The following is a 25,453-nucleotide window of genomic DNA, read 5'->3' on the forward strand; positions in this document are numbered from 1 at the left end:
AGCTTCCCCTAATCAAATTATTATTATGTTATTGCGCACGACGGCTTCGGTTTAAGCGACCGAGAATATAACGAGACGGCGGGAAATGTCTTGCTATTAATCTGAGTCAGAATGCTTTTATCTTATATAACTGCTGGTAAAAATGATTAAAGGCGAAAAAAAACGCTGCATAAGCAGCGTTTCATGTTCTCTGGCTGAGAGAAGATCGAAAGTGGTTATCAGGTCGGGTTACGACTTAATACACGGCGTCCTTCACGGTAGCGCTTTTTCCAGTAATCATCATTCAGACTGGAGATCATCACGCCACTGCTGGTCGAGGCATGAACGAAGTTATCGTTGCCAAGATAGATGCCAACGTGACGGCCCGTAGAGCCTGCACGGAACATCACCAGATCGCCGGGACGCAGTTTACTGCGGGTAATCTCTTTACCGGTGTCCTGCTGCTGAGAGGTAGAACGCGGTAATTCTAAGCCAAACTGATCGCGGAAGGTGCGTTGTACAAAGGCGGAACAATCGATCCCGCGTTTAGTATCGCCACCGAGGCGATAGCGCACACCTTTCCAGACGGCGTATTGTTCCATGATGCGCGACTTAACGTCGACATTACGCACCATTTCTTCAAACTCATCCTGAGACGCCTGAAGTAAAAAACCATTGTGGTTGTTAACTTCATGATTCTCGTTATTCGCGTTTTGACTGCTATGGGTACTGCTACAAGCTGAGAGGAGTGTTGCCAGCGCCACTGCGGGCACGATCCGCAAGATATATCTCAGTATTGGTTGAGACTTGACCATTATTCGGGTTTTCCTTCGATTTCCTTACGACAAGATTGTCGCCAGCCAGATGACAAAACAGGGAGATTAATAAGCGAAACAGACTAAGACAAATCCTTAATTACTAAAATGTGTTAATGGACACATTTTAACGGTAAAAAATCCGAATTTTCTGCCGCTTTTGCCTCACTGCGACTGAGGTTAACTGATTACAGACGCCGTGGCGAGTGCTTTTAATCAATTTCATATAGGTTTTTTTGATGTGAAATCAAACCGTAACACACTGACTACTTTAGCTACAATTGTGGTCAAATGATGGTGAGAACAGGGAGTTAAAGGGGGGCTAATTCGGGGCATAGCCGCTATTTTTAGAGTTTTCTTTATTGACAGAGGATATTGGCGACTATTTAACCTGCCAGCAGGGTCATAACCTTTTCTTTTCGTGAGTTTAATTAGCAGGCTAATAGTGATGGGGTGTTTTTTATAAGCGCGGGCGGTTCAAACCAGGGGTTTAAATCGCCCGCGCTTAACATTTACGTCACGGGCTTATATTTACCCGGCAATTTGCGATAAAACCAGTTAACCAATACGTCACTGGCTGGCGTTAATAGCCACCAGCTCAGACCCACTAATACCACCGACATTGAACCGACAGCAACATCGGTAAACCAGTGCGCACCGGCCATGATGCGTGGCAGTGAAAATATCACCACAATAGCCGTGGCAATTAAAAAGCGGCTGAAACCAAAATAACGCCAGATAAAGCAGGCGAAAATGATCAGCATCATACCGTGGTCGCCGGGGAAGCTATCTTTTGAAGCATCTTTTGCGGGAATACCGGTCAGTTCACTGACGCGATGCACGTTTTCGAAGAACAGTGTCGGACTGGAGTGTTTAACCGGCAATAAATGGCCCAGCTGATTGAGAACGACGGCGGTCAGCAGCATGGTGATGCCGATTGCCAGCATCCGGCGCTGCGCCTGTGGCGTTTCGCGCCGCCAGATCGACAGGTAAAGCAGACCCATCGCCAGCAATGACACCGCATCAAAACCACGGTAATTCGTGATAGCGACGATCAGCGCGAACAGCGGATGGGTCACCATCTGGCTATTGAAGCCAAAGAAAATAGATTTATCGACGCCGAACCAGAAGCCATGTTCCGGGGGCAGATACCATGACAGAAATAGCACCACGCCCAGTGCATTAAGCAGCAGGATAGTAATAAGGCGAGTTACGCGCATAGTTAAACTCATTATTATTAAAAATAACCGCCGACAATACCTCTGTCAGCGTAAACGGCACTTCAACAATGCCGATTGTAGACGATTCCAGTCAGCCTGTTGAGAATGAATGATCTCAATGCGGCTATCGGATGGCGGTGAGGGGAGTGTTTCACTCTGCAGCTCATTTGCCTGGCGATTGATACGCAGAGCGCCTTCTTTCGTGCGCATCACTCCTTTAACGCGATCTACCGGCGCCTGCCGAACCCATTCCAGCAGCGTGCCGCTGTCGAACAGCGTATCACCATCAAACAGCCAGCCGCAGGCGCTATAGCCCTGTCCGTGGTTCAGCGCCCGACGCCAGCGCGCCTCGCCATTCAGTCGCAACGCCGCCAGACCGCTGGTGGGACCCGACGAATGATGGTGCTGCGGCACGGGAAGCTCGCGCGGCTGCCGGGGTGTATCCAGCAGGGAAAGGGGGATCTGACCAAATTCTGTCTCTATCAGAGGGCGCGCAGGCTGCATCTGCTGCTGCCAGTCAGCCAGGCGCTGACGATCCGCCTGATCCCAGCAGTCGCGCTTATTAGCGATGACAAGGTCGGCGGCAGCCAGCTGATCGCGGAAGTTTTCATTGGCAACGATACGAGGATTGGCCAGCTGACGCGCATCCAGCAGCGTTAGTGTGGCATTCAGTTGCAGCCACGACTGATAGACGGGCGCACTCAACATCTCCAGCACCTGACGAGGATGGCCCAGGCCGGTTGGCTCGATCAGCAGCCGATCGGGTTTACTCTTCAGCAGCATATTCAGCCCGACCTGCATCGGCAGGCCATTCACACAGCACAGGCAGCCGCCGGGGATCTCTTTCAGCGTGGCACCGCGATCGGCCAGCAGGGTGCCGTCGATCCCGATCTCGCCAAATTCATTTACCAGCACCGCCCAGTTTTCCCCGGACGGCCTGGCAGCCAGCAGATGGCAGAGCAGCGTGGTTTTGCCGCTGCCCAAAAAACCGGTAATCAGATTAACGCGTGTCATGGGGGTGACTCCTGCCGGGGAATAACGTGATAATGTAATAATATAACACTATCACGATCGGCAGCAGGCTTCTGATTTAGTCTGCGCGGCCCATATAGCGGCGTTCAGCAATGTGGATGCGGATGCGGTCACCGTTGCTGAGGTATTCCGGTACCTGGATCGAGAGGCCTGTACTCATACCGGCGGGTTTGGTACGGGCGCTGGCGGAAGCACCTTTAATGCCTGGTGAGGTATCAACAATCTCCATATCCACGGTTTGTGGCAGTTCCAGCGCCAGCACCTGACCTTCCATCGTCAGCACGTGAATGCCAGGGATACCGCCTTCAGGGATAAACAGCAGCTCCTCTTCAATCTGCTCCTGTTTAAAGGAGTAGGGGGTGTAATCCTCATCATCCATAAAAATATATTCGTCACCATCTATATAAGAGAAGGTTACGCTGCGACGGCTGAGCGAAATCGCATCAATAATCTCGTCGCCTTTGAAGCGCTCTTCCACTTTTAAACCGGTGCGAACATCGGTAAAGCGCATTTTATACAGGGTGGCGGCACCGCGTGCGCTGGGGCTCTGGACATCAATATCTTTAACCAGCAGCAGTTTACCGTTGTGCGTGACGGCCATCCCTTTTTTGATTTCATTGGCTTTTGGCATTGCTGTTCTCGCTATCTTGAAAGTGAAGTGCGCGCAACGTTACTCGCGCCGATGAAAACTGGCAATATCACCGGCGTGAAATTTTGTCTCAGGCCGCGGCTTTCATGGCAATTGCCGCCCCGGACTGCTATTGTCGCCGCGACTTTCTCTGCCTGAGCACAGCATGCAATGCCGTAGCCAGGGCGGTGCCTGTTGTACAGCGCCCTCTATCTTTTCACCGATTTCTGGCATGGGTGACAGTGAACGATTTAAGCAGGAAGTTAAGAGCTGAAGGGTGTGGTGTCGCTCCCTCTGAGGTTCTGTTACTGTCTGTTGTATCCTGAAGGTCGCGTAAGAGGTGTTAATGCAGTGTCGTATTGATTGTGGTGCCTGCTGCATCGCGCCGTCAATCTCCAGCCCCATCCCCGGAATGCCGCAGGGTAAACCCGCGAATGTCCGATGCATTCAGTTATCGGATGAAAATTTGTGCATGATTTTCGGTTCAGATTTAAGGCCGAAAGTATGCGGAAGTCTGCAACCTTCAGTTGATATGTGTCTTACAGACCGTACATCAGCCATGACCTACCTGATTGAGCTTGAAGCCAGCACTCGTGCCTGAGAACCCTCCCACCGCTTAGATTTAATCCCGCGTCAGCGGTTAGCTGACCCACTCTTCCAGCTGCAATCCGGGTACCCGTTCTAACTCGCGTGTGTTATTGGTCACCAGAATAGCCCTGGCCGCAATGGCATGCCCGGCAATCGCGGTGTCGTTGGGACCAATGGGCGTTCCGGCAGCAGCCAGCGCCGCTTTGATTTCAGTGGTTGCATCTGCCGCTGCGCGATCCCATGAAAGCACAGCATCAAGACGTGCGCAGAATGCATCTACCAATTGCAAACGTATCTGCTGTAAACCGAAGCGGATACCGCGCCCTGAGGCGCTGACGCTGCTGAAGTTTTTCGGTCCATCCATTATCACTTTACAGCAGCAGCGTCAGCCTGTTCGCCCGCTAATCACCTAAACCTGCCCGAAATGTGCGTAACGTCAAAAATCTGCTACGCCGTTTGCGCATTTTCTTGCCTGGCGAAAGCGGCTGTACCACAATCCCTGAAACGTTTCAGCGGTGACTGCGCCATCTGTTTTTCTCAGCATGGCGTAAAAACTTTCCCACTAGCTGAAACGATTCAATCTCAGCAAGCGAGGAGAATTATGTTCCAGCTCGAATTGCAGGCCATCCATACCGGAGCCAGCGCCCAGAATAAAGAAGAGGCCATTCGTCAGGTTGCTGCCGCGTTAACCGCGGCGGGCAATGTGACCGAAGGGTACGTCAACGGCATGCTGGCGCGCGAACAGCAGACCTCAACCTTTCTTGGCAACGGCATCGCAATCCCTCATGGCACCACCGATACCCGCGATCTGGTGCTGAAAACCGGCGTTCAGGTTTTCCAGTTTCCGCAGGGCATTGCCTGGGGTGACGATCAGACAGCCTATGTTGCCATCGGGATTGCCGCTAAGTCGGATGAACATCTGGCGCTGCTGCGTCAGCTGACCCATGTGCTGAGCGATGACACCATTGCAGAACAGCTAAAAACCGCCTCTGCTGAAGATCTTCGTGCGTTGCTGATGGGCGAGAAACAAGCCGCTGAATTCAGCTTCGACACCTCATTAATCACGCTCAACGTGGCTGCCAGCGATCTGATCACCTTACAGGCGATGAACGCCGGTCGGCTGCAGTCCGCTGGTGTGGTGGATGCCAGCTACGTCGCAGACGTGGTTTCAACGCCTCCGCTGAATCTGGGTCAGGGCATCTGGCTCAGCGACAGCAGCCTCGGCAACCTGCGCAGCGGCGTGGCTATCAGCCGCGCTGAACATGCCTTCGACCATCAGGGCGAATCGGCTGCGATGTTAATCAGCGTTTCGGCGACCGATGAACGTCCGCTGGAAGTGCTGGGTTACCTCAGCGCATTGCTGCAGCAGGGCAAAGCGGATCGTCTGTTGAAAGCGGATGCTGCAGGCGTTTACGCACTGCTCACCAGCGAAGTCGATGAGCAGGCTGACGTGCTGACGGCTGAATTTACCATTCGCAACGAACACGGCCTGCATGCCCGTCCGGGCACGGCGCTGGTCAGCGTGATCAAGCAGTTCAACAGCGACATTACCGTGACCAATCTCGACGGCAGCGGCAAACCCGCTAATGGCCGCAGCCTGATGAAAGTGGTTGCGCTGGGCGTGAAGAAAGGTCATCGCCTGCGCTTCACCGCCAGCGGTGAAGATGCACAGCAGGCACTGAACGCGATTGAAGAAGCGATCACCAGTGGTCTGGGTGAGGGGGCATCATGAGCAGACGCGTCGCCACCATTACGCTGAACCCGGCGTATGACCTGGTGGGATATACCCCTGAAATTGAACGTGGCGAAGTTAACCTGGTGAAAACCACCGGGCTGCATGCTGCGGGCAAGGGCATCAACGTAGCCAAAGTACTTAAAGATCTGGGTATCGATGTCACCGTCGGTGGCTTCATGGGGAAAGAGAATCAGGACGGTTTCCAGCAGTTGTTCAGTGAGCTGGGCATAGCCAACCGTTTCCATGTCGTGCCTGGCCGTACCCGTATCAACGTTAAACTCACTGAACAGACCGGTGACGTCACCGATCTGAATTTCTCCGGTTTTCAGGTGACGGCGCAGGACTGGGATCGTTTTACTACCGATTCTCTGACCTGGCTGGGCCAGTTCGATATGGTCTGCGTTAGCGGTAGCCTGCCTGAGGGCGTCGACCACGATGCCTTTACCCGCTGGATGACCGAACTTCGCACCCACTGCCCATGCATCATCTTTGACAGCAGCCGCGAGGCGCTGGTGGCAGGACTGAAGGCGGCACCGTGGCTGGTTAAACCTAACCGACGTGAGCTGGAAATCTGGGCCGGTCGCAAACTGCCAACCCTGCAGGATGTGATTGGCGCTGCGCACGAACTGCGCGAGCAGGGTATCGCCCATGTGGTGATTTCGCTGGGCGCAGAAGGTGCTCTGTGGGTCAACGCTTCTGGCGAATGGATCGCTAAACCGCCGGTGTGCGAAGTGGTCAGCACCGTGGGTGCAGGCGACTCAATGGTTGGCGGCCTGATTTATGGCCTGCTGATGCGCGAATCCAGCGAACACACGCTGCGTCTTGCGACTGCTGTGGCGGCGATGGCCGTCAGCCAGAGCAATGTTGGCGTTTCCGATCGTACTCAGTTGGCCGCAATGATGGCGCGCGTCGACTTACAACCCGTTAACTGACAGCAGGAGAGCGATAATGAAAACGCTGCTGATTAAAGACCCTACGCTGGGACTGGCTTCCGCATATATGGCGCAACAACGTCTGGCGGCCGCCGCCGCTGCGGCGGGCCTGACCCTGACTGATAATCCTGCCGACGCTGAGCTGGCGATTGTGCTGGGCAAAAACGTGCCGGACGATGCGGCGCTGAACGGCAAAGCGGTCTGGCTGGGCGATATCCAGCTGGCAGTACGTGAGCCAGAAACCTTCCTGAACCGCGCGAAAGCAGAAGCGAAAACCTGGCAGGCAACGGCTGCGGTAGCAACGCCTGCAGCAGGCGCACCTGCTGCACCGGCTCAGGCTGGCGCGCAGAAACGCGTCGTCGCGGTGACCGCCTGTCCGACCGGCGTGGCGCATACCTTTATGGCTGCCGAGGCCATTCAGGCTGAAGCGACCCGTCGCGGCTGGTGGGTGAAAGTTGAAACCCGTGGTTCAGTGGGCGCCGGTAACGCGATCACTCCGGAAGAAGTCGCTGCCGCCGATCTGGTGATCGTCGCAGCTGATATCGAAGTCGATCTGGCGAAATTTGCCGGTAAGCCGATGTACCGTACCTCAACCGGTCTGGCGCTGAAGAAAACCGCGCAGGAGCTGGATAAAGCGGTAGCAGAAGCGAAGCCGTATAAAGCGGCGGCTGGCGGACAGAACAATAGCAGTGAAGAAGAGAAGAAAGGCGGAGCAGGGGCTTATCGTCATCTGCTGACCGGTGTTTCTTACATGCTGCCGATGGTGGTCGCAGGTGGTCTGAGCATCGCGCTGTCGTTTGCCTTTGGTATCACGGCGTTTAAAGAGCAGGGCACGCTGGCTGCGGCGCTGATGCAAATTGGTGGTGGCAGCGCCTTTGCCCTGATGGTGCCGGTGCTGGCGGGCTTTATCGCCTTCTCCATCGCTGATCGTCCGGGTCTGACGCCGGGTCTGATTGGCGGTATGATCGCCACCAGCATCAACGCAGGTTTCTTAGGCGGTATTATCGCGGGCTTTATTGCCGGTTATGCGGCGAAGCTGATCAGCGGCAAAGTTAAACTGCCGCAGAGTATGGAAGCGCTGAAACCGATACTGATTATTCCCCTGTTCGCCAGTCTGATCACCGGTCTGCTGATGATCTACGTAGTGGGTAAACCGGTTGCTGGCATCATGAACGGCCTGACGCACTGGCTGGCCAACATGGGAACGGCGAATGCGGTCCTGCTGGGTGCCATTCTGGGCGGCATGATGTGTACCGATATGGGCGGTCCGGTAAACAAAGTGGCTTACGCGTTTGGCGTCGGCTTACTGAGTTCGCAGACCTATGCGCCAATGGCTGCCATTATGGCAGCCGGTATGGTGCCACCGCTGGCGATGGGGCTGGCGACGCTGATTGCCCGTCGTAAATTCAATAAAGGTCAGCAGGAAGGCGGTAAAGCGGCACTGGTTCTGGGTCTCTGCTTTATCTCTGAAGGCGCGATTCCGTTCGCTGCCCGTGACCCGATGCGCGTTCTGCCTTGCTGTATCGTTGGCGGTGCAACCACCGGCGCGATCTCCATGGCGATTGGCGCAAAACTGATGGCTCCGCACGGTGGACTGTTCGTGCTGCTGATCCCTGGCGCGATTACCCCGGTTATCGGCTATCTGATGGCGATTATCATCGGCACCGCGATTGCGGGTCTGAGCTATGCGGTACTGAAACGTCCGGAAGAGCAGCTGGCGAAAGCCTGATTTGCAGAAGTGCATAATCTGCTGAAGTGAAAATAACAGGGAGCCGAATGGCTCCCTGTTTGCTTTTACAGACGGTTCCCGAAGTCAAAGCGACGGGAGCATACGACTGGAGTAAAGCATCGCGGGCCATGGACAAAAAGCCGGGAGCGTTTTTGAACAACGCAAAGCGTTGGCCCGGCTGCGGGCGCACCTCAGGGATGAGGTGCGTAATCGCCCGCGCTGCGCCTGCCAGGGATGGCGTTTTTTTGCGTCTTTACGGAAGGCGTATGCTCCCTGAGCCAGCGTTCTCTCTAAACGAAAAGGGAGCATGCCAGCCAGTTAAGCGACAGGTGATAACGCAGTCTGGTGCCGATCAGGGGCTGGCGGTCCTCGCGCCGCTGCGCGGTTCCTTCACGTCATTCCTCTGCCTGACGGACCGCCGGGGATGGCACATCCTGTGCCGCCCCGCCTTTCGCCCGCGTCCTGCGGGCTCTCCTGGCAGACTCATTCTGTTCAGCGCTGCGGATTGCCTGCTCCTGATCGCCACCGTCCTGCTCTGAAGCTTCTGGTGCGTACTGTTAAAAAGGGCACGAGAGTGGAGGCCTGAGCGCCTCTGCTGCTGAAAGGGCTATCCGCAGCGCTGAGGCGTGACGGTGGGCCAGAAGTCCACGCCGGGAAGCGTGGACAGTTCGGGGCCGGCCAGGGAGGGCCGATCCCCGAACGGTTCGTCGGCACGACGTCAAAGCCGAAGGTACCGCGTGAGCGGCGCGAGGACGGCCCGGCAGCAGCAGAGGTGCTCAGGCCCGCACTGCGGCTCGCTCGCACTGACAAAAAAGCGGCCACGTTTGACCGTGACAGCCTTTACAAATCTAATCTTAACTGACCAGCATTAAGCCAGTTGGCTCCCTTTTACTATCCCTGCTGTTCGGCTTTCAGCCAGGCAATCTCATCTTTCCAGATATCGGGATTAATGGTTTCCAGAATCAACGGGATGCCATCAAACCGCGGATCTTTCATCAGCCAGCTAAACGCTGTTTTGCCGATATTGCCTTCACCCAGGCTGTGATGGCGGTCAACGCGACTGTCGAAGGCGCTTTTGGCATCGTTAAGGTGCATGCCGCGCAGATAGTTAAAGCCGACAATGCGCTCAAACTCGGCGAAGGTCGCTTCGCAATCCGCTTCGGTACGCAGGTCATAACCACCGGCAAACGCATGGCAGGTATCAATACAGACGCCGACACGCGATTTATCTTCAACATGCTCAATAATGGTGGCGAGATGCTCGAAGCGGAAACCCAGATTACTGCCCTGACCGGCGGTATTCTCAATGACGGCGGTGACATTCTGGCTCTGGTCGAGAGCGATGTTGATCGACTCCGCAATCCGCTTCAGACAGGCCTCCTCATCAATCTGATGCAGATGGCTGCCCGGATGGAAGTTCAGCAAAGTCAGGCCGAGCTGGTCGGCACGTCGCAGCTCATCAATAAAAGCGGCGCGGGATTTCTCCAGCGCCTCTTCAACCGGATGACCCAGGTTTATCAGGAAACTGTCGTGCGGCAGGATTTGCTGCGGACCGAATTTGTACGTCTCGCAGGCGGCGCGAAAAGCATCAATCACCTCAGTCGAGAGCGGGGCGGCCTTCCACTGACGTTGATTTTTAGTAAAGAGCGCGAAGGCGGTGGCTTCTATTTCATGGGCGCGGATCACTGCCTGATCCACGCCACCTGCCGCACTCACGTGTGCGCCAATATATTTCATGCCTTTCTCCTGGGGCTGTGCACGGATGAGACGGCATGATACCCGATGCCGCTAGCCCATGAAATGTTGCACCAGCAGATTGATTGCACCGCCGCCCGCGATTAACCAGACAAACACCATCGCACCCAGCAGCAGCGGTTTAACGCCTGCCTCACGCAATGCCCCGAAACGGGTGGTCAATCCCAGCGCCGCCATCGCCATCGCCAGCAGCAGACCCGCCAGCTGATTCAGCGTGGTCACCACCGCGGCAGGCAGCAGCTGCAGCGAGTTAAACAGTGCAACACCGATAAACAGCAGGGCGAACCAGGGAAACGTCACAGCCTGGCGCGCGTTGCTCCCTTGACGTTTACCGCGTATCACGGCGCTCAGGCAGAGCAGAAAGGGAGCCAGCATCATTACCCGCAGCATTTTGGCAATGACCGCGCTGTTCTCGGCTTCCGGGCTGATGCTGTGTCCGGCGGCCACCACCTGCGCCACTTCATGGATGGTTGAGCCGGTAAAAACCCCGAACTGCGCCGCACTCAGTCCCGGGAACAGCTCATGCGCCAGCGGCCACAGCAGCGGATAGATAAAGATCGCCAGCGTGCCGAACAGCACCACGGTCGCGATAGCCACCGCAACTTTCGACGGCGCGGCTTTCACTACCGGCTCGGTCGCCAGTACAGCCGCAGCACCGCAGATACTGCTGCCCGCACCAATCAGGCAGACGGTATCGCGATCCAGCTTCAGCAGCCGCATGCCCAGCAGGCAGGTTATCAGGAAGGTACTGGTCAGGGTCAGCGCATCAATCAGGATGCCGCTGAAACCGACGTCAGCAATTTGTTGTAAAGTGATGCGAAAGCCAAACAGGATGATCCCCAGCCGCAGCAGTTTCTGCTTAGCCAGCAGCACGCCGTTGTCGCAGCGTGACGCCAGCGGCGAATAGATGCTGTTACCGACCAGGATGCCCAGCATAATCGCCAGAGTCAGTGAACCCAGCCCCAGCGCGGCAATCATCGGTTGCTGCGCCAGCCAGCTGGCTGCCCCGGCAATCACGGCGGTCAGCAGCAGACCCGGGATCCAGAGCGGAACGGGATGATGCGGTTTAGCGATGCTCAGTTCAGTCATGGTGGTCACTCCTCCTGGTTGAGACCCGATCATGACGGCGACTGGCTTAAAAGTGAAATTGATAATATATTTATAATTAACCAGAATAAACGATAAGGCAGCAATCATGATAGTTTCGCGTCTGCGCCGCTGGGCGACGCTGATCAAAAGAGATGTGTTTGTGCTGGGGTTTGCCTTCCGCGATCCCCGCACACCCTGGTGGAACAAGCTGGGGATGCTGGGGCTGGTCGCCTATGGCATCAGCCCGATCGATATCATTCCTGATGTCATCCCCTTTGTCGGTCTGCTGGATGACGCGGTGATTATTCCGACGGGCGTCATGGTGCTGCTGCGTTTACTGCCGCGAGAGGTGCGCATCAGCAGCAGCGAGCGGGCGCAGTCTCAACGTTCGCGTGGCAAAAAGATTGCAGGCTGGCTGGTGGCGATAGGGCTGATCTGGCTGGCATTAATCATTTACCTGGTCAGGCAGTCACTGAGTTAAGAGGCAACGATGCACATTACGCTGCGGCAAATTGAAGTTTTCACCGAAGTGCTTAAGAGCGGCTCCACCACTCAGGCTTCGCAACTGCTGGCGCTGTCGCAGTCCGCAGTGAGTGCAGCGCTGGCCGATCTGGAGAGTCAGCTCGGCGTGCAACTGTTTGACCGGGTTGGCAAACGGCTGGTGCTCAATGAGCATGGACGGCTGCTCTATCCCCGTGCAGTAGGGCTGCTGGAGCAGGCGGGCGAAATTGAGCAGCTGTTTAAAGAGGATAACGGCGCGATCCGCATCTTTGCCAGCAGCACCATCGGCAACTATCTGCTGCCAGGCATGATGGCCGCTTATCGTCGCGATTTTCCCCGCCTGCCGCTGGAGCTGAGTGTCGGCAACAGTCAGGATGTGATTCAGGCGGTTTCCGATTTCCGCGTCGATGTCGGATTGATTGAAGGGCCGTGCCATATGACCGAGCTGGTCAGCGAGCCCTGGCTCGAAGATGAACTGGTGGTGTTTGCCGCGCCAGATGCGGCGATTCTGCAACAGCCGGTGACGCTGCAAACCCTGGCTGACGCCCCGTGGATCCTGCGCGAACGCGGCTCCGGCACCCGTGAAATTGTCGATTATCTGCTGCTGTCGCATCTGCCGAGTTTTCAGCTGGGCATGGAACTGGGCAATTCAGAGGCGATTAAACATGCGGTGCGGCACGGCATGGGCATCAGCTGTCTTTCGCGCCGGGTGATTGCCGATTTGCTGGAGGCGGGCACGCTGGTTGAACTGACGATTCCGCTGCCGCGTCTTATCCGCACGCTCTATCGCATCCACCACCGGCAGAAGCATATTTCCAAAGCACTGACGCGCTTTTTTTCCTATTGTCGCGAGTAATTACTAATAATTCCGGCGCGATCATGAAGTTAACTAATAACAGGTTGGCATTCGCTATACAGAGGCGATCTGGCTGCTACAATCGCGCCTCATTTTTACCCAGCGTAGCGTTAACACATGCATAATGACTCAAATACAACACAACAACCTGCATTACGACGTGCGTTAAAAGCCCGTCACCTGACGATGATCGCCATCGGCGGCTCCATTGGTACCGGCCTGTTTGTCGCCTCCGGTGCCACCATCGCTCAGGCTGGCCCCGGCGGAGCACTGCTCTCCTATATCCTCATCGGCCTGATGGTCTACTTCCTGATGACCAGCCTCGGCGAACTGGCTGCGTTCATGCCGGTATCGGGTTCCTTCGCCACCTACGGCGCAAAATATGTCGAAGAGGGCTTTGGTTTCGCACTCGGCTGGAACTACTGGTACAACTGGGCGGTGACCATCGCGGTTGACCTGGTAGCGTCCCAGTTGGTGATGAACTACTGGTTCCCCGACACGCCTGGCTGGATCTGGAGCGCGCTGTTCCTGGGGCTGATGTTCCTGCTCAACTACATTTCGGTCAAAGGCTTTGGCGAGGCGGAATACTGGTTCTCGCTGATTAAAGTGGCCACCGTGATTATCTTTATCATCGTTGGCGTGCTGATGATCACCGGCATTATGCGAGGTGCTGAACATGCGGGCTGGCAGAACTGGCAGGTGGGCGACGCGCCGTTTGCGGGCGGCTTTGCGGCGATGATTGGGGTGGCGATGATTGTGGGATTCTCCTTCCAGGGCACCGAACTGATCGGTATCGCGGCGGGCGAATCTGAAGATCCGGCGAAAAATATTCCGCGCGCTGTGCGGCAGATTTTCTGGCGTATCCTGCTGTTCTATGTGTTCGCTATCCTGATTATCAGCCTGATCCTGCCATACACCGATCCGCAGTTGCTGCACAATGATATCGACGATATCAGCGTCAGCCCGTTCACCCTGGTGTTCCAGAACGCCGGTCTGCTCTCTGCCGCCGCCGTCATGAATGCGGTGATCCTGACGGCTGTGCTGTCAGCGGGTAACTCCGGGATGTATGCGTCAACGCGTATGCTTTATAACCTGGCCAGCGAAGGTAAAGCGCCACGGATTTTCGCGAAACTCTCAAAGGGCGGCGTGCCGCGTAATGCCCTGTGGGCCACCACCGTGGTGGCCGGACTGTGCTTCCTGACCTCAAAATTTGGTAATCAGGAAGTCTATCTGTGGCTGCTGAATACCTCAGGCATGACCGGGTTTATTGCCTGGCTGGGTATTGCCATCAGTCACTATCGCTTCCGTCGGGGCTATGTGGCCCAGGGACGTGACCTGAACGATCTGCCTTACCGTTCCGGCTTCTTCCCGCTGGGTCCGATTTTCGCCTTTGTGCTCTGCCTGATCATCACGCTGGGTCAGAACTACCAGGCATTCCTTAACGACAGCATCGACTGGTATGGCGTGGCGGCAACCTATATCGGCATTCCGCTGTTCCTGATTATCTGGTTCGGCTACAAGCTGACGCGCGGCAGCCGTTTCGTTAAGTACAGCGAAATGGAGTTTCCGGTTCACAAAGATTAACTCTGCGTCATCGCCCACGCTGAGCCCGCCAGGGATGGCGGGTTCTGCGTCTTTGCGAAAGGCGCAGGCTCCCTGAGCTTTTCTCCTGCCTGCAACACCGTTTTTTACTGTTTTTTCACGTCTCGCTTATGTTCTCGAATTGATAATTATTATCACCTGCACTATTGTGGCTGCGTTTTCTGACGTGATAGCCACACAGGGTTCAAACATGACTACCGAAACTTCGCTGCTGGCGGGGGAAGAGACGCTTCACCACACCATGCAAAACTATCATCAGGTGCTGCGCCGCCGCTTAATCTGGATTGGCGTGCTGTTGCTGGCGATACTCGCCTCGCTGATCCTCGACTTCACGCTGGGTCCGGCGGGACTCTCACTTGAAACGCTGTGGAATACGCTGCTCAGCCCCGAGAGCGTCGATGCCGGCACGCGCGTCATTGTCTGGGACATTCGTCTGCCCTATGCGCTGATGGCGCTGGTGGTGGGGCTGTCGCTGGGTCTGGCGGGCGCGGAAATGCAGACCATCCTGAATAACCCGCTGGCCAGTCCGTTTACCCTCGGTGTCTCATCGGCGGCGGCGTTTGGTGCCGCGCTGGCGATCATCCTCGGCGTGGGTATTCCCGGCATTCCCGATCAGTGGTTAATTTCTGCCAATGCCTTTGTCTTTGCTCTGTTTGCCGCGCTGATGCTGGATGCCGTGACCCGCTGGACTCAGGTCTCTTCGGCGGGCGTGGTGCTGTTCGGTATCGCGCTGGTCTTCACCTTTAACGCCCTGGTATCCATGATGCAGTTCATCGCCAGCGAAGATACCCTGCAGGGCCTGGTGTTCTGGACCATGGGCAGCCTGGCGCGCGCCTCCTGGGAAAAGCTGGGCGTGCTGAGTGTGGCGCTGGCCATTCTGGTACCGTTTTCAATGATGAGCAGCTGGAAGCTGACGGCGCTGCGTCTGGGCGAAGACCGCGCGGTAAGCTTTGGCATTGATGTGCGTCGTCTGCGCCTGACTACGTTACTGCGCATCAGTATCCTCTCTGCCCTGGCGGTCGCGTTTGTCGGCCCGATCGGTTTCATTGGGCTGGTCGCTCCCCATATCGCCCGCATGATGTTTGGTGAAGATCACCGTTTCTATCTGCCCGCCAGTGCGCTGGTCGGCGCGCTGGTGCTGTCGCTGGCGTCGGTCGCCTCGAAAAACCTGCTCCCCGGTGTAATCATCCCGGTTGGCATTGTCACCTCACTGATTGGCGTGCCGTTCTTCCTGAGTATTATTCTGCGTCATCGGGGGACGGTATGATGGAACAGGGTCTGACGTTACGCGGCTTCAGTGCCGGGTACCCAAAAAATAAAGTCATTGATAATCTTAATATCGCGCCGCTGCCGCGCGGCGAGATCACCGTGCTGCTGGGGCCGAATGGCTGTGGTAAATCGACGCTGCTGCGTGCACTGGCCGGTCTGAATAAAGGCCAGGGCGAGATGTGGCTCAACGGTGAGGATCTCATGACCCAGCCGTTTGCCCGGCGTGCGAAGAACGTGGTTTATCTGCCGCAGTCGCTGCCTGCGGGCGTACATCTGCATGTGCTGGAGTCGATCATCGTGGCGCAGCGTGCCTCCGGTGGTCTGCACAGCGCCAGCAGCGAAGCGGAAATCATGCATCTGCTGGAACAACTGGGCATTGCCCATCTGGCGATGCGATATCTCGATCAGCTCTCCGGCGGACAGAAACAGCTGGTCGGGCTGGCGCAGTCACTGATCCGTCGCCCTAAGCTGCTGCTGCTGGATGAACCGCTGAGCGCGCTGGATCTCAACTACCAGTTTCACGTGATGGATCTGGTGCGGCGCGAAACCGCTCAGCGTAACATCGTGACGGTGGTAGTGGTGCATGACATCAATATTGCACTGCGTCATGCGCAACATGCGCTGATGCTGAAGCAGGGCGCGCTGGTGGCGGAAGGGCAGCCGGATAAGGTGATCACGCCTGCCACTCTGGCAAAGGTGTATGGCGTCGATGGTCGTATCGAACACTGCTCGCGTGGTATCCCGCAGGTGATGATCGACGGACTGACCGGCCCGGCACTGGTCTGATATTGAGGAGGCGTCCGGTAGGGCGCTGAGCATCACTGTTCTGAGAAAGGAATTTTTACAGGGCAGGCTGGCAGTATGCTGGCTCTGTGACAGAGCGTTAGCCAGCTAAAAGTTCAGGGCCGCGATTGCGGCCCTGATTGTTTACGCCAGCAGATGCTGCGCATGGAAGCGCAGATGATCTTCCACAAAGCTGGCTATAAAGAAGTAGCTATGGTCATAACCCGGCTGAATGCGCAGCGTCAGCGGGAAACCCACCTCATTCGCGACGTCTTCTAACCGCTCCGGTTGCAGCTGATCGGCCAGGAACTGATCGCTGTCGCCCTGATCGATCAGCATTGGCAGCCGATGCGACACCTCCGCCATCAGCTGGCAGCTGTCATATTCCCGCCACGTTGCACGATCGTCGCCCAGATAGGCCTGAAACGCTTTCTGGCCCCAGGGTACCTGCATCGGATTCACAATCGGTGCAAAAGCGGAAGCCGAGGCAAAGCGGTTACCCAGACGCAGCGCCAGCATCAGTGCGCCATGTCCGCCCATGGAGTGACCCATAATCGACTGACGTTCACTGACCTTGAAGTTATCCGCAATCAGGGCGGGTAACTCGCTGCTCAGATAATCGAACATGCGGAAATGGCTGGCCCAGGGCTGTTGGGTGGCATTGAGATAAAATCCCGCGCCCTGACCCAGATCGTATCCTTCATCATTCGCAACCCCTTCGCCGCGCGGGCTGGTGTCCGGCATAATCAGCACCAGACCCAGTTCCGCTGCAACCCGCTGTGCGCCGGCTTTGCTGGTGAAGTTCTCATCGTTACAGGTCAGCCCGGCCAGAAACCAGACCACCGGCGGCGGCGCATCACCGTGCGGCCCAGGCAGATAGATGCTGAAGGTCATCGGGCAGTTCAGCAGCAAAGACTGATGACGCCAGCGCTGCTGCCAGCCGCCAAAAATACGGTGTTCTTCCAGTAGCTCCAGAGTGGATGCCATAACGCCTCCTGATTACTTGTTAAAGTGCACGACCGAGCGAATCGATTTTCCTTCGTGCATCAAATCAAAGGCGTCGTTGATCTCTTCCAGCGGCATGGTGTGAGTGATGAAGTCGTTCAGCGCAAATTTACCGTCGAGGTAATCCTGCACAATGCCAGGCAGCTGCGAACGGCCTTTGACGCCGCCAAACGCGGAACCGCGCCAGACGCGGCCGGTCACCAGCTGGAACGGACGAGTGGAGATCTCTTCACCGGCACCGGCGACGCCGATAATCACGGACTCGCCCCAGCCTTTGTGGCAGCACTCCAGCGCGGAACGCATCACGTTGACGTTGCCGATACATTCAAATGAGAAATCCACGCCGCCGTCGGTCAGCTCGACAATCACATCCTGAATCGGCTTGTCGTAATCTTTCGGGTTGATCAGATCGGTGGCACCCAGTTTACGTGCCAGATCGAATTTGCTGGTGTTAAGGTCGATGGCAATGATGCGGCCTGCTTTCGCCATCTTCGCGCCGATGACCGCAGAGAGGCCAATGCCGCCGAGACCGAAAATCGCCACGGTGTCGCCTTCTTTCACTTTGGCGGTGTTCATCACCGCGCCCATGCCAGTGGTCACGCCACAGCCCAGCAGACAAACCTCTTCCAGCGGCGCTTCTTTACTGATTTTCGCCAGCGAGATCTCCGGGATTACCGTGTACTCAGAGAAGGTTGAGGTGCCCATATAGTGGAAAATGGGTTTGCCATCTTTAAAGAAACGGGTGGTGCCATCCGGCATCAGGCCTTTACCCTGAGTGGTACGGATCGCCTGGCAGAGGTTAGTTTTGCCTGAAAGACAATATTTACATTTGCCACACTCCGGCGTGTAGAGTGGAATGACGTGGTCACCCACTTCAACGCTGGTCACGCCTTCGCCCACGGCTTCGACGATGCCGCCGCCTTCATGGCCAAGAATCGCCGGGAAAACGCCTTCCGGGTCGGTGCCGGACAGGGTGTAGGCGTCGGTATGACAGACGCCGGTCGCGACGATACGCACCAGCACTTCACCTTTCTGCGGTGGCATTAAATCAACTTCTTCGATTTTCAGCGGTTCGCCAGCAGCCCAGGCAACAGCGGCACGGGTTTTGATCATATTCATGCAATCCCTCTTCCAGTCAGATTGTGACGCGCAGTGGCGCCGGGTGGTCGTGATGATTCAAAGCCTGGTGGGTCAGGCTCTTAAACATAGCGTGGAACGCTTATTCCGCCGCCTGTAATGGGTAAATCAGCTCATCGTTGAGCGGACGATCGTCAAATTGTTCAATAATCAGGTACTTCAGTGCTTCAACATTCGGCGTAAAGGCGTCGCGTCGCCACATCAGCCAGGTGGCGGTGTCGCGATAAGCGGGAGGTAACGTATGCGCCTGCACCCGTGACCGATCCGCCATCTGTTTCAGCACCGAGGCCGGGATCATCGCTACGCCCGCACCGCCTGCCACGCAGGCCAGCATGGCGTGATAGGACTGAATCTCCATCACACTGTTGGGCGCGGTCTGGCTGTCCCGATACCAGCTCTCCAGCTTCACCCGGTAAGAGCAGCTGTTGCGAAAGGCAAACAGGGTATCGTCCTGCACGTCGCGCGCGGTGGCGATTGGCGCATGATCGAGGCCGGTGATCAGTATCATCTCTTCGCGAAAGGCGATGCAGCCATTGAGATCGTCATGGGAGACCGGGCCATCCACCAGCGCGGCCGCCAGGGTGCCTTCACGCACCCGATCGATGATTTCGCCCGAGGTGCCGGTAATCAGCGATAGCGCCACTTTGGGGAAGCGCTGGTGATAGGCGGCGAGCAGGCCGGGCAGACGCGTCGCCGCGGTGCTCTCCATTGAGCCCAGCGCAAAGTTGCCCGCCGGTTCACCGGTGCGGGTCATGCTCATCGCTTCTTCACTTAATGCCAGGATACGCTGCGCATAATTCAGAAAATTATGGCCCATTGGTGACAGGCGAATGCGCTGTTTCTCACGAATAAAGAGATCCACACCTAATTCTTCTTCCAGCTGGCGCAGCCGCGTGGTGAGATTAGAGGGGACGCGATGCAGCTGTTCTGCTGCGCGCGCCAGTGAACCCGTTTCGGCGACGGAACAGAACATACGCAGCTGAACTAAATCCATATCTTCTCTTCCTGTAAGCAAGTTGGTTAAAATTATTCACTTTCCGTGAGTTTAATCATCCTGCATGCTGTTAGCAAGTCAGAAGAGATCTCAGGGCAGAACAACAGGAGTTCAGCAATGGCGTTACGCGTCGCGCTCAGCGCGTTTTTAACCTTATTTGTCGCGATGGGCATTGGCCGGTTTGCCTTTACGCCCCAGGTGCCGCTGATGATTCAGGCACACCAGCTGACACTCACCAGTGCCAGCCTGGTCGCGGCACTTAATTATCTTGGCTATCTGTGTGGCTCATTTGATGCCATGCGCGCACACCGGCGGGTTGAGCTGCGATTGCAGGCGGGCGTATGGGGCGCGGTGATCCTGACCCTGCTCTCAGCATTCGCCAGCGGACCGTGGCTGCACGGCGCAATCCGCTTTCTGATTGGCTGGTCCAGCGGCTGGGCGATGGTGCTGGTGGCGGCCTGGAGCAATGAACAGCTGCATCGCCATGGCCGGGCAGGGCTGTCGGCGGCCGTTTTTGCCGGGCCAGGCTGCGGCATTTTTGTCAGCGGTCTGCTGGGGGTAGCGCTGCACACATTGCAGGTTTCTGCCGGTCTGGCCTGGGCCGCTTACGGTGCGCTGGCGCTGCTGCTGATTGCGCTGATTACCCGTAATCTGCCGCGTCGGGGCGAACTGCATCGCCCGGATCAGGCACCCGAGCCGCTGGTGCTGGATCGCAACCTTAAACGGCTGGTACTGAGTTACAGTCTGGCGGGCTTTGGCTACATTCTGCCCGCCACCTTTTTGTCGCAGATGGCCGCCACGCGGTTTCCGGACGGCATCTTCGCGCAGTTTGTCTGGCCGATTTTTGGCGGCGCGGCGATGATCGGCATTCTGATGGGGATCCTGACGCGGCGCTGGGGGCACAGCCACGTCCGCCTGGCTCTGGTGCTGTGGGCGCAGGCGCTGGGCGTATTTGCCGCGGCGCTGCTGCCAGGCTTTAGCGGCCTGCTGGCCGGTGCGCTGCTGGTGGGGGGCGGTTTCCTCAGCGTGGTGCAGCTGTCGCTGCTCTGCGCCCGTGAGCTGGCACCCAATCATCTGCGCTACATGGCTGGCCTGCTGACCACCGGCTATGCGGTCGGACAACTGGTCGGCCCGCTGCTCTCTTTTCTCTCTACCGCTCTGTTACATCGGCTGGAGCCTGCCCTGTGGGTTGCCGGGGTTAGCCTGGTCTGGGCCGGCCTGCTGGTGTGGCGGCGAACCGGGTGAAAAGCTTTCATCACCAATCTGATTGATTGCTGGATTCCCCGCAAAGAAAGTTTCACAATACGCGCCTGATTACAGGGCCCGCAGGCAAAAGCTGGCGGGCGCAACACCAGCCGGAGAAGAGTAAGATGAGCACCCTAAGTCAGGAAGCTGCCCTGGTTCACGAAGCGCTGCTGGCGCGTGGACTGGAAACGCCGTTACGTGCACCGACGCGCGATATAGATGACAACACACGTAAAAGTCTGATTGCCGGGCACATGACCGAGATTATGCAGCTGCTGAATCTGGATCTTGAAGATGACAGCCTGATGGAAACGCCGCATCGCATCGCCAAAATGTATGTGGATGAAGTCTTTTCCGGTCTCGACTACGCCAACTTCCCGAAAATCACCGTCATTGAGAATAAAATGAAGGTTGATGAGATGGTGACCGTGCGTGATATCACGCTGACCAGCACCTGTGAACACCACTTTGTGATCATCGATGGCAAAGCGACCGTCGCCTACATTCCCAAAGAAAAGGTGATTGGCCTGTCGAAAATCAACCGTATCGTGCAGTTCTTCGCCCAGCGCCCGCAGGTGCAGGAGCGTCTGACGCAGCAGGTTCTGGTCGCACTGCAGACACTGCTGGGCACCAACAATGTGGCTGTTTCTATTGATGCGGTGCATTACTGCGTGAAAGCGCGTGGCGTAAAAGATGCCACCAGCGCCACGACGACGACCTCTCTGGGCGGCCTGTTCAAGTCCAGCCAGAATACCCGCCAGGAATTTTTGCGCGCGGTGCGCCATAGTTGAGTCTACGGCGGGCGCATAACGTTGCCCGCCTCAATGGTGCAGGTGCCGCATGCAACGCTATCACGCGCTGGATTTCATTCGTGGATGTGCCATTCTCGGCATTCTGCTGCTCAATATTGTCGGCTTCGGCCTGCCTTCTGCCGCCTACCTTAATCCGGCCTGGCAGGGCAGCGTCAGCCTGTCCGATGTCTGGACATGGGCGATCTCTGACGCCTTTGCTCAGCTCAAATTCCTCACCCTGTTTGCGCTGCTGTTTGGCGCAGGTCTGCAAATGCAGCTGCCACGCGGCAGTCGCTGGTTGACTGCCCGGCTCTCACTGCTGGTGCTGATCGGTTTTCTGCACGGCGTTTTTCTCTGGGAGGGCGATATCCTGCTGGACTACGGCATTATCGGGCTGGTGGTCTGGCGGGTAGTGCGCGATGTCCCTTCCACCCGCAGCCTGATGAATACCGGCATTCTGCTCTACCTGGTGGGCTGTGGCGTTCTGCTGGTGTTTGGGTCAATCTCCGATCCTGAACCGACCCGATCCTGGCTGCCAGGTGCTGCCGATCTGCAATATGAACAGTACTGGAAACTGACCGGCGGCTGGGAAGCGATACAGAACCGGCTGGATCATCTCTCGTCAGGACTGATGGCGCTGGCGGCGCAGTATGGCTGGCAGCTGGCGGGCCTGATGATGATCGGTGGCGCACTGCTGCGCAGTGGCTGGCTGATCGGCGAGTTTTCAGCGCAACATTACCGTCAGGCGGCGGCGCTGCTGCTGACGATGGGGTTGTTGATTGCGGTGGCCGGTGTGGCAGCGCAATGGCTGTTACATTGGGAATTTCGCTGGACCGCTTTTTATCTGCAAGCCCCGCGCGATCTCGCCAGCCCGCTGATTAGCCTGGGCTATGCCGCGCTCTGTCTGGCTTACTGGCCGCAGATAGCGCGCTGGCGCATCAGCTATGCCATTCAGTGCGTGGGCCGCATGGCGCTGACCAACTATCTGCTGCAGTCGCTAATCTGCACCACGTTGTTCTATCGCTTCGGCTTCTATATGCACTTCACCCGGCTGGAGCTGGTGCTGATGGTGCCTGCGGTCTGGCTTATCAATATCCTGTTTTCACTCATCTGGTTACATTTCTTCGCACAGGGTCCGCTGGAGTGGCTGTGGCGGCGGCTCACGCTGATCTCAGCCGGTAAATCGCGCATCACTGACAACGCCAGATAATGACCGCCATCACAAAGGTTACAGAATTGTATGTAACCGTTTTCATTGATGTGACGCAATTCACGCTGTACGCCTCCTGCCCCTGACAAAATAGCGCCGGTGTTCAACCCGGCGTGATGCCTTATTTTTCCTCTGTGGAACTGCTGCATGATAACAATTCGTGATGTTGCCCGTCAGGCTGGCGTGTCGGTGGCGACCGTGTCGCGCGTCCTCAATCAGAGCAGCGCCGTCACCTCTGACACCCGCGACGCCGTGTTACAGGCGGTGGAAGCGCTGGGCTATCGCCCCAACGCCAATGCGCAGGCGCTGGCGACGCAGGTCAGTGACACCATTGGTGTGGTGGTGATGGATGTATCGGATCCCTTCTTCGGTGCACTGGTTAAAGCGGTGGATACCGTGGCGCAGCGCGTGCACAAACATGTGTTAATCAGCAACTCCTGGCATCAGGAAGAGAAAGAGCGTCATGCCATTGAAGTGCTGATTCGTCAGCGTTGCAGCGCCCTGGTGGTGCACGCGAAAACGCTGCCTGACGCTGAGCTGGCGGATTTTATGCGCCACGTTCCGGGCATGGTGGTGATTAACCGCATCGTGCCCGGATTTGAACACCGCAGTGTCAGTCTGGATAACGTCACGGGTGCATTGATGGCTTCACGAACCCTGCTACAGCAGGGGCATAGCCGCATTGGCTATCTCTGTTCCAGCCATCCCATCGAAGATGTGGCGCAGCGCCGTGAAGGGTGGATTCAGGCGATGGCAGAGCAGGGCATCCGGCCGCAGGAGAGCTGGATAGCCAGCGCAGAGCCCGATATGCAGGGCGGCGAAGCGGCGATGGTGGAGCTGCTGGGACGCAATCTCAATCTCAGTGCGGTGTTTGCCTATAACGACGGCATGGCGGCTGGCGCACTCACTGCGCTGAAAGACAACGGCATCCAGGTGCCACAGCATTTTTCTGTCATTGGCTTTGATGACATCCCCATTTCCCGTTACACCGATCCGCAGTTAACCACTGTGCGCTATCCCATTGTATCTATGGCAAAAATCGCCACTGAACTGGCGCTGCAGGGCGCAGCCGGACTGCTGGATGACACGGCAACGCACATCTTTATGCCAACGCTGGTGCGGCGTCATTCGGTGGCGCAGCGGCAAAATGTGGAGTCCGTCACTAATTCAGGCGATTCAGTCATGTAACCGTTTTCAATCTGTGATTACATTCACAGTTAATTAACATTGCTCTCACTATGATGGCAGCGTCTTACCGGACTGAAACATTATGTAACGCCAGTGTAACGGCATCAGTTGTGGTCTCAGTAGCCGGTTAAAGGGTTTATACCCTCTTCATGGAAGCATTCTGGCACAGGGAAGTCAGGTTTTAGACGGTGTTCAATGGCTTAACATTCTCATTACGTTAACCGACGCGCCGATCTGTTTTACCGATTGCTCTCCCGCCTGTATGGCGCGGTAGCGCTAAAAAGACCCTGCATAATAAAACCGGAGATACCATGAATAAGAAGGTTTTCACGCTTACAGCACTGGTTGCCAGCATGATGTTTGGTGCAACCGCTCACGCAGCTGACACCCGTATCGGCGTGACCATTTACAAATATGATGACAACTTCATGTCAATGGTGCGCAAAGACATCGAGAAAGAAGCGAAAGCGATCGGTGGCGTGCAGTTGCTGATGAATGATTCACAGAATGACCAGTCCAAACAGAACGATCAGATTGACGTGCTGATGGCAAAAGGCGTGAAAGCGCTGGCGATTAACCTGGTTGACCCGGCTGCGGCTGCGGTGGTAGTAGACAAAGCGCGTGCCAACGACGTGCCGGTGGTCTTCTTCAACAAAGAACCTAACGCCAAAGTGCTGGCCGGTTATGACAAAGCTTACTATGTCGGTACCGACTCTAAAGAGTCAGGCATCATTCAGGGTCAGCTGATTGAGAAGCACTGGAAAGCCACACCCGCGTGGGATCTGAACAAAGATGGTCAGATTCAGTTCGTGCTGCTGAAAGGCGAGCCGGGCCATCCTGATGCAGAAGCCCGTACCAAATATGTGATCGATACCCTGAACAAAGATGGTCTGAAAACCCAGCAGTTAGCGATGGATACTGCAATGTGGGATACCGCGCAGGCCAAAGATAAGATGGATGCGTGGCTGTCAGGCCCGAATGCCAAAAAAATCGAAGTGGTGATTGCCAACAACGATGCGATGGCGATGGGTGCGGTTGAAGCGCTGAAAGCGCACAACATGACCTCAATCCCGGTCTTCGGCGTCGATGCACTGCCAGAAGCGCTGGCGCTGGTGAAATCCGGTGCGCTGGCCGGTACCGTGCTGAACGATGCGGAAAACCAGGCGAAAGCAACGCTGGATATTGCCAACAATCTGGCTAACGGCAAAGCTGCCACCGACGGAACAAACTTCAAGATGGTTGATAAGATCGTCCGCGTTCCTTACGTGCCGGTTGATAAAGAAAATCTGTCTCAGTTCGTGAAATAAGATCGATTACGGGCGCGACCGCTGTCGCGCCTTTTTTATGTCACCACCGTTTTTTAGCCAGGT

General features: G+C 56.5%; 23 protein-coding genes and 1 pseudogene. 14 read left to right on the forward strand and 10 right to left on the reverse strand.

Annotation, left to right across the window (positions count from 1 at the left end; all coding sequences use genetic code 11):
• Positions 1-218 precede the first annotated feature (218 nt).
• From mepS to yeiP, 4 genes are all read right to left on the reverse strand, one after another.
• On the reverse strand, positions 219-794 hold the full coding sequence (mepS, locus tag ACX8ZY_RS07050) for a bifunctional murein DD-endopeptidase/murein LD-carboxypeptidase (RefSeq protein WP_010248316.1): 576 nt from the start codon (positions 792-794) through the stop codon (positions 219-221).
• 512 nt (positions 795-1,306) lie between these two features.
• Positions 1,307-2,014 carry a phosphatase PAP2 family protein gene (locus ACX8ZY_RS07055; RefSeq protein ID WP_010671014.1) on the reverse strand — a complete coding sequence of 236 codons (708 nt, stop codon included), beginning with the start codon at positions 2,012-2,014 and terminating at the stop codon, positions 1,307-1,309.
• A 45-nt stretch (positions 2,015-2,059) separates the two neighbouring features.
• Complete coding sequence (locus tag ACX8ZY_RS07060; RefSeq protein ID WP_022625049.1) at positions 2,060-3,028, reverse strand: CobW family GTP-binding protein; 969 nt, start codon at positions 3,026-3,028, stop codon at positions 2,060-2,062.
• Between the two features lie 76 nt (positions 3,029-3,104).
• Entirely contained in the window at positions 3,105-3,677 is a 573-nt protein-coding gene (gene yeiP, locus ACX8ZY_RS07065) for an elongation factor P-like protein YeiP (RefSeq protein WP_003854146.1), read from the reverse strand.
• A 343-nt stretch (positions 3,678-4,020) separates the two neighbouring features.
• On the opposite strand from yeiP, the gene ACX8ZY_RS07070 reads away from it, so the two are divergent.
• Positions 4,021-4,275 carry a YkgJ family cysteine cluster protein gene (locus tag ACX8ZY_RS07070; RefSeq protein WP_031292689.1) on the forward strand — a complete coding sequence of 85 codons (255 nt, stop codon included), beginning with the start codon at positions 4,021-4,023 and terminating at the stop codon, positions 4,273-4,275.
• A 39-nt stretch (positions 4,276-4,314) separates the two neighbouring features.
• On the opposite strand, the pseudogene ACX8ZY_RS07075 reads toward ACX8ZY_RS07070, so the two are convergent.
• Positions 4,315-4,551 (reverse strand): annotated as a pseudogene (locus ACX8ZY_RS07075) (type II toxin-antitoxin system VapC family toxin); the annotation flags it as partial.
• 312 nt (positions 4,552-4,863) lie between these two features.
• Between ACX8ZY_RS07075 and fruB the strand changes: the two are divergent.
• From fruB to fruA, 3 genes are read left to right on the forward strand one after another with little or no spacing between them, the layout of a single operon-like run.
• Positions 4,864-5,994, forward strand: coding sequence for a fused PTS fructose transporter subunit IIA/HPr protein (fruB, locus tag ACX8ZY_RS07080; RefSeq protein WP_010248303.1), 1,131 nt, complete (start codon positions 4,864-4,866; stop codon positions 5,992-5,994).
• Positions 5,991-6,929 (forward strand): 1-phosphofructokinase, encoded by a 939-nt coding sequence (gene fruK, locus ACX8ZY_RS07085; RefSeq protein ID WP_010248301.1) that lies wholly within the window; start codon positions 5,991-5,993, stop codon positions 6,927-6,929. Before fruB ends, fruK begins: the two co-directional genes overlap by 4 nt.
• Positions 6,930-6,945: 16 nt before the next feature.
• Positions 6,946-8,658, forward strand: a complete 1,713-nt coding sequence (gene fruA / locus ACX8ZY_RS07090) for a PTS fructose transporter subunit IIBC (RefSeq protein WP_421665312.1) — start codon at positions 6,946-6,948, stop codon at positions 8,656-8,658.
• Positions 8,659-9,549: 891 nt separating this feature from the next.
• Here fruA and nfo read toward each other — a convergent pair.
• Complete coding sequence (gene nfo / locus ACX8ZY_RS07095; protein WP_010671008.1) at positions 9,550-10,395, reverse strand: deoxyribonuclease IV; 846 nt, start codon at positions 10,393-10,395, stop codon at positions 9,550-9,552.
• Between the two features lie 51 nt (positions 10,396-10,446).
• Positions 10,447-11,502 (reverse strand): YeiH family protein, encoded by a 1,056-nt coding sequence (locus ACX8ZY_RS07100; RefSeq protein WP_158131546.1) that lies wholly within the window; start codon positions 11,500-11,502, stop codon positions 10,447-10,449.
• 106 nt (positions 11,503-11,608) lie between these two features.
• On the opposite strand from ACX8ZY_RS07100, the gene ACX8ZY_RS07105 reads away from it, so the two are divergent.
• The 5 genes from ACX8ZY_RS07105 (at position 11,609) to ACX8ZY_RS07125 (ending at position 16,516) form a co-directional block, all read left to right on the forward strand.
• Positions 11,609-11,983: a YkvA family protein gene (locus ACX8ZY_RS07105; protein ID WP_010248287.1), complete on the forward strand. Its 375-nt coding sequence runs from the start codon at positions 11,609-11,611 to the stop codon at positions 11,981-11,983.
• A gap of 9 nt (positions 11,984-11,992) precedes the next feature.
• The gene (gene yieE, locus ACX8ZY_RS07110; RefSeq protein ID WP_010248285.1) at positions 11,993-12,859 is read left to right on the forward strand and encodes a DNA-binding transcriptional regulator YeiE; all 867 of its coding nucleotides are present in this window, start codon (positions 11,993-11,995) and stop codon (positions 12,857-12,859) included.
• Between the two features lie 117 nt (positions 12,860-12,976).
• A complete protein-coding gene (locus ACX8ZY_RS07115; RefSeq protein WP_022625044.1) occupies positions 12,977-14,443 on the forward strand; it encodes an amino acid permease in 1,467 nt (488 codons plus the stop codon).
• A 208-nt stretch (positions 14,444-14,651) separates the two neighbouring features.
• Positions 14,652-15,728: a FecCD family ABC transporter permease gene (locus ACX8ZY_RS07120; protein WP_010248280.1), complete on the forward strand. Its 1,077-nt coding sequence runs from the start codon at positions 14,652-14,654 to the stop codon at positions 15,726-15,728.
• Complete coding sequence (locus tag ACX8ZY_RS07125) at positions 15,728-16,516, forward strand: ABC transporter ATP-binding protein (RefSeq protein ID WP_010248276.1); 789 nt, start codon at positions 15,728-15,730, stop codon at positions 16,514-16,516. Before ACX8ZY_RS07120 ends, ACX8ZY_RS07125 begins: the two co-directional genes overlap by 1 nt.
• A gap of 141 nt (positions 16,517-16,657) precedes the next feature.
• Here the strand turns inward: ACX8ZY_RS07125 and fghA are convergent, their stop codons facing one another.
• The 3 genes from fghA to ptrR form a co-directional block, all read right to left on the reverse strand.
• Positions 16,658-17,500, reverse strand: a complete 843-nt coding sequence (gene fghA / locus ACX8ZY_RS07130; protein WP_033758435.1) for an S-formylglutathione hydrolase — start codon at positions 17,498-17,500, stop codon at positions 16,658-16,660.
• Positions 17,501-17,512: 12 nt separating this feature from the next.
• On the reverse strand, positions 17,513-18,637 hold the full coding sequence (locus tag ACX8ZY_RS07135; RefSeq protein ID WP_010248270.1) for an S-(hydroxymethyl)glutathione dehydrogenase/class III alcohol dehydrogenase: 1,125 nt from the start codon (positions 18,635-18,637) through the stop codon (positions 17,513-17,515).
• 100 nt (positions 18,638-18,737) lie between these two features.
• Positions 18,738-19,649 carry a putrescine utilization regulator PtrR gene (gene ptrR / locus ACX8ZY_RS07140; protein ID WP_010248266.1) on the reverse strand — a complete coding sequence of 304 codons (912 nt, stop codon included), beginning with the start codon at positions 19,647-19,649 and terminating at the stop codon, positions 18,738-18,740.
• 117 nt (positions 19,650-19,766) lie between these two features.
• Between ptrR and ACX8ZY_RS07145 the strand changes: the two genes are divergently transcribed.
• The 5 genes from ACX8ZY_RS07145 (at position 19,767) to mglB (ending at position 25,390) form a co-directional block, all read left to right on the forward strand.
• Positions 19,767-20,894 carry a YbfB/YjiJ family MFS transporter gene (locus ACX8ZY_RS07145; protein ID WP_158149169.1) on the forward strand — a complete coding sequence of 376 codons (1,128 nt, stop codon included), beginning with the start codon at positions 19,767-19,769 and terminating at the stop codon, positions 20,892-20,894.
• 125 nt (positions 20,895-21,019) lie between these two features.
• Positions 21,020-21,685, forward strand: a complete 666-nt coding sequence (gene folE, locus ACX8ZY_RS07150; RefSeq protein ID WP_010248259.1) for a GTP cyclohydrolase I FolE — start codon at positions 21,020-21,022, stop codon at positions 21,683-21,685.
• Between the two features lie 49 nt (positions 21,686-21,734).
• A complete protein-coding gene (gene yeiB, locus ACX8ZY_RS07155) occupies positions 21,735-22,895 on the forward strand; it encodes a DUF418 domain-containing protein YeiB (protein ID WP_010248256.1) in 1,161 nt (386 codons plus the stop codon).
• A 147-nt stretch (positions 22,896-23,042) separates the two neighbouring features.
• The gene (galS, locus tag ACX8ZY_RS07160) at positions 23,043-24,083 is read left to right on the forward strand and encodes an HTH-type transcriptional regulator GalS (RefSeq protein WP_010248254.1); all 1,041 of its coding nucleotides are present in this window, start codon (positions 23,043-23,045) and stop codon (positions 24,081-24,083) included.
• Positions 24,084-24,394: 311 nt separating this feature from the next.
• A complete protein-coding gene (gene mglB, locus ACX8ZY_RS07165) occupies positions 24,395-25,390 on the forward strand; it encodes a galactose/glucose ABC transporter substrate-binding protein MglB (protein WP_010248252.1) in 996 nt (331 codons plus the stop codon).
• The last annotated feature ends 63 nt before the right edge of the window (positions 25,391-25,453 follow it).

The sequence above is a fragment of the Pantoea sp. XAF26B01_ASV70 genome (assembly GCF_054512635.1).

Excerpts from the sequence above, each read along its gene's own strand:
- yeiB (WP_010248256.1), top strand. The coding sequence starts at position 21,735 with ATGCAACGCTATCACGCGCTGGATTTCATTCGTGGATGTGCCATTCTC.
- ACX8ZY_RS07100 (WP_158131546.1), bottom strand. The coding sequence starts at position 11,502 with ATGACTGAACTGAGCATCGCTAAACCGCATCATCCCGTTCCGCTCTGG.
- ACX8ZY_RS07070 (WP_031292689.1), top strand. The coding sequence starts at position 4,021 with ATGCAGTGTCGTATTGATTGTGGTGCCTGCTGCATCGCGCCGTCAATC.
- ACX8ZY_RS07060 (WP_022625049.1), bottom strand. The coding sequence starts at position 3,028 with ATGACACGCGTTAATCTGATTACCGGTTTTTTGGGCAGCGGCAAAACC.
- fruK (WP_010248301.1), top strand. The coding sequence starts at position 5,991 with ATGAGCAGACGCGTCGCCACCATTACGCTGAACCCGGCGTATGACCTG.
- ACX8ZY_RS07120 (WP_010248280.1), top strand. The coding sequence starts at position 14,652 with ATGACTACCGAAACTTCGCTGCTGGCGGGGGAAGAGACGCTTCACCAC.
- ACX8ZY_RS07105 (WP_010248287.1), top strand. The coding sequence starts at position 11,609 with ATGATAGTTTCGCGTCTGCGCCGCTGGGCGACGCTGATCAAAAGAGAT.
- ptrR (WP_010248266.1), bottom strand. The coding sequence starts at position 19,649 with ATGGATTTAGTTCAGCTGCGTATGTTCTGTTCCGTCGCCGAAACGGGT.
- ACX8ZY_RS07115 (WP_022625044.1), top strand. The coding sequence starts at position 12,977 with ATGCATAATGACTCAAATACAACACAACAACCTGCATTACGACGTGCG.
- mglB (WP_010248252.1), top strand. The coding sequence starts at position 24,395 with ATGAATAAGAAGGTTTTCACGCTTACAGCACTGGTTGCCAGCATGATG.
- folE (WP_010248259.1), top strand. The coding sequence starts at position 21,020 with ATGAGCACCCTAAGTCAGGAAGCTGCCCTGGTTCACGAAGCGCTGCTG.
- ACX8ZY_RS07135 (WP_010248270.1), bottom strand. The coding sequence starts at position 18,637 with ATGAATATGATCAAAACCCGTGCCGCTGTTGCCTGGGCTGCTGGCGAA.
- yieE (WP_010248285.1), top strand. The coding sequence starts at position 11,993 with ATGCACATTACGCTGCGGCAAATTGAAGTTTTCACCGAAGTGCTTAAG.
- ACX8ZY_RS07055 (WP_010671014.1), bottom strand. The coding sequence starts at position 2,014 with ATGCGCGTAACTCGCCTTATTACTATCCTGCTGCTTAATGCACTGGGC.
- ACX8ZY_RS07125 (WP_010248276.1), top strand. The coding sequence starts at position 15,728 with ATGGAACAGGGTCTGACGTTACGCGGCTTCAGTGCCGGGTACCCAAAA.
- fruB (WP_010248303.1), top strand. The coding sequence starts at position 4,864 with ATGTTCCAGCTCGAATTGCAGGCCATCCATACCGGAGCCAGCGCCCAG.
- fghA (WP_033758435.1), bottom strand. The coding sequence starts at position 17,500 with ATGGCATCCACTCTGGAGCTACTGGAAGAACACCGTATTTTTGGCGGC.
- mepS (WP_010248316.1), bottom strand. The coding sequence starts at position 794 with ATGGTCAAGTCTCAACCAATACTGAGATATATCTTGCGGATCGTGCCC.
- ACX8ZY_RS07145 (WP_158149169.1), top strand. The coding sequence starts at position 19,767 with ATGGCGTTACGCGTCGCGCTCAGCGCGTTTTTAACCTTATTTGTCGCG.
- galS (WP_010248254.1), top strand. The coding sequence starts at position 23,043 with ATGATAACAATTCGTGATGTTGCCCGTCAGGCTGGCGTGTCGGTGGCG.
- fruA (WP_421665312.1), top strand. The coding sequence starts at position 6,946 with ATGAAAACGCTGCTGATTAAAGACCCTACGCTGGGACTGGCTTCCGCA.
- nfo (WP_010671008.1), bottom strand. The coding sequence starts at position 10,395 with ATGAAATATATTGGCGCACACGTGAGTGCGGCAGGTGGCGTGGATCAG.
- yeiP (WP_003854146.1), bottom strand. The coding sequence starts at position 3,677 with ATGCCAAAAGCCAATGAAATCAAAAAAGGGATGGCCGTCACGCACAAC.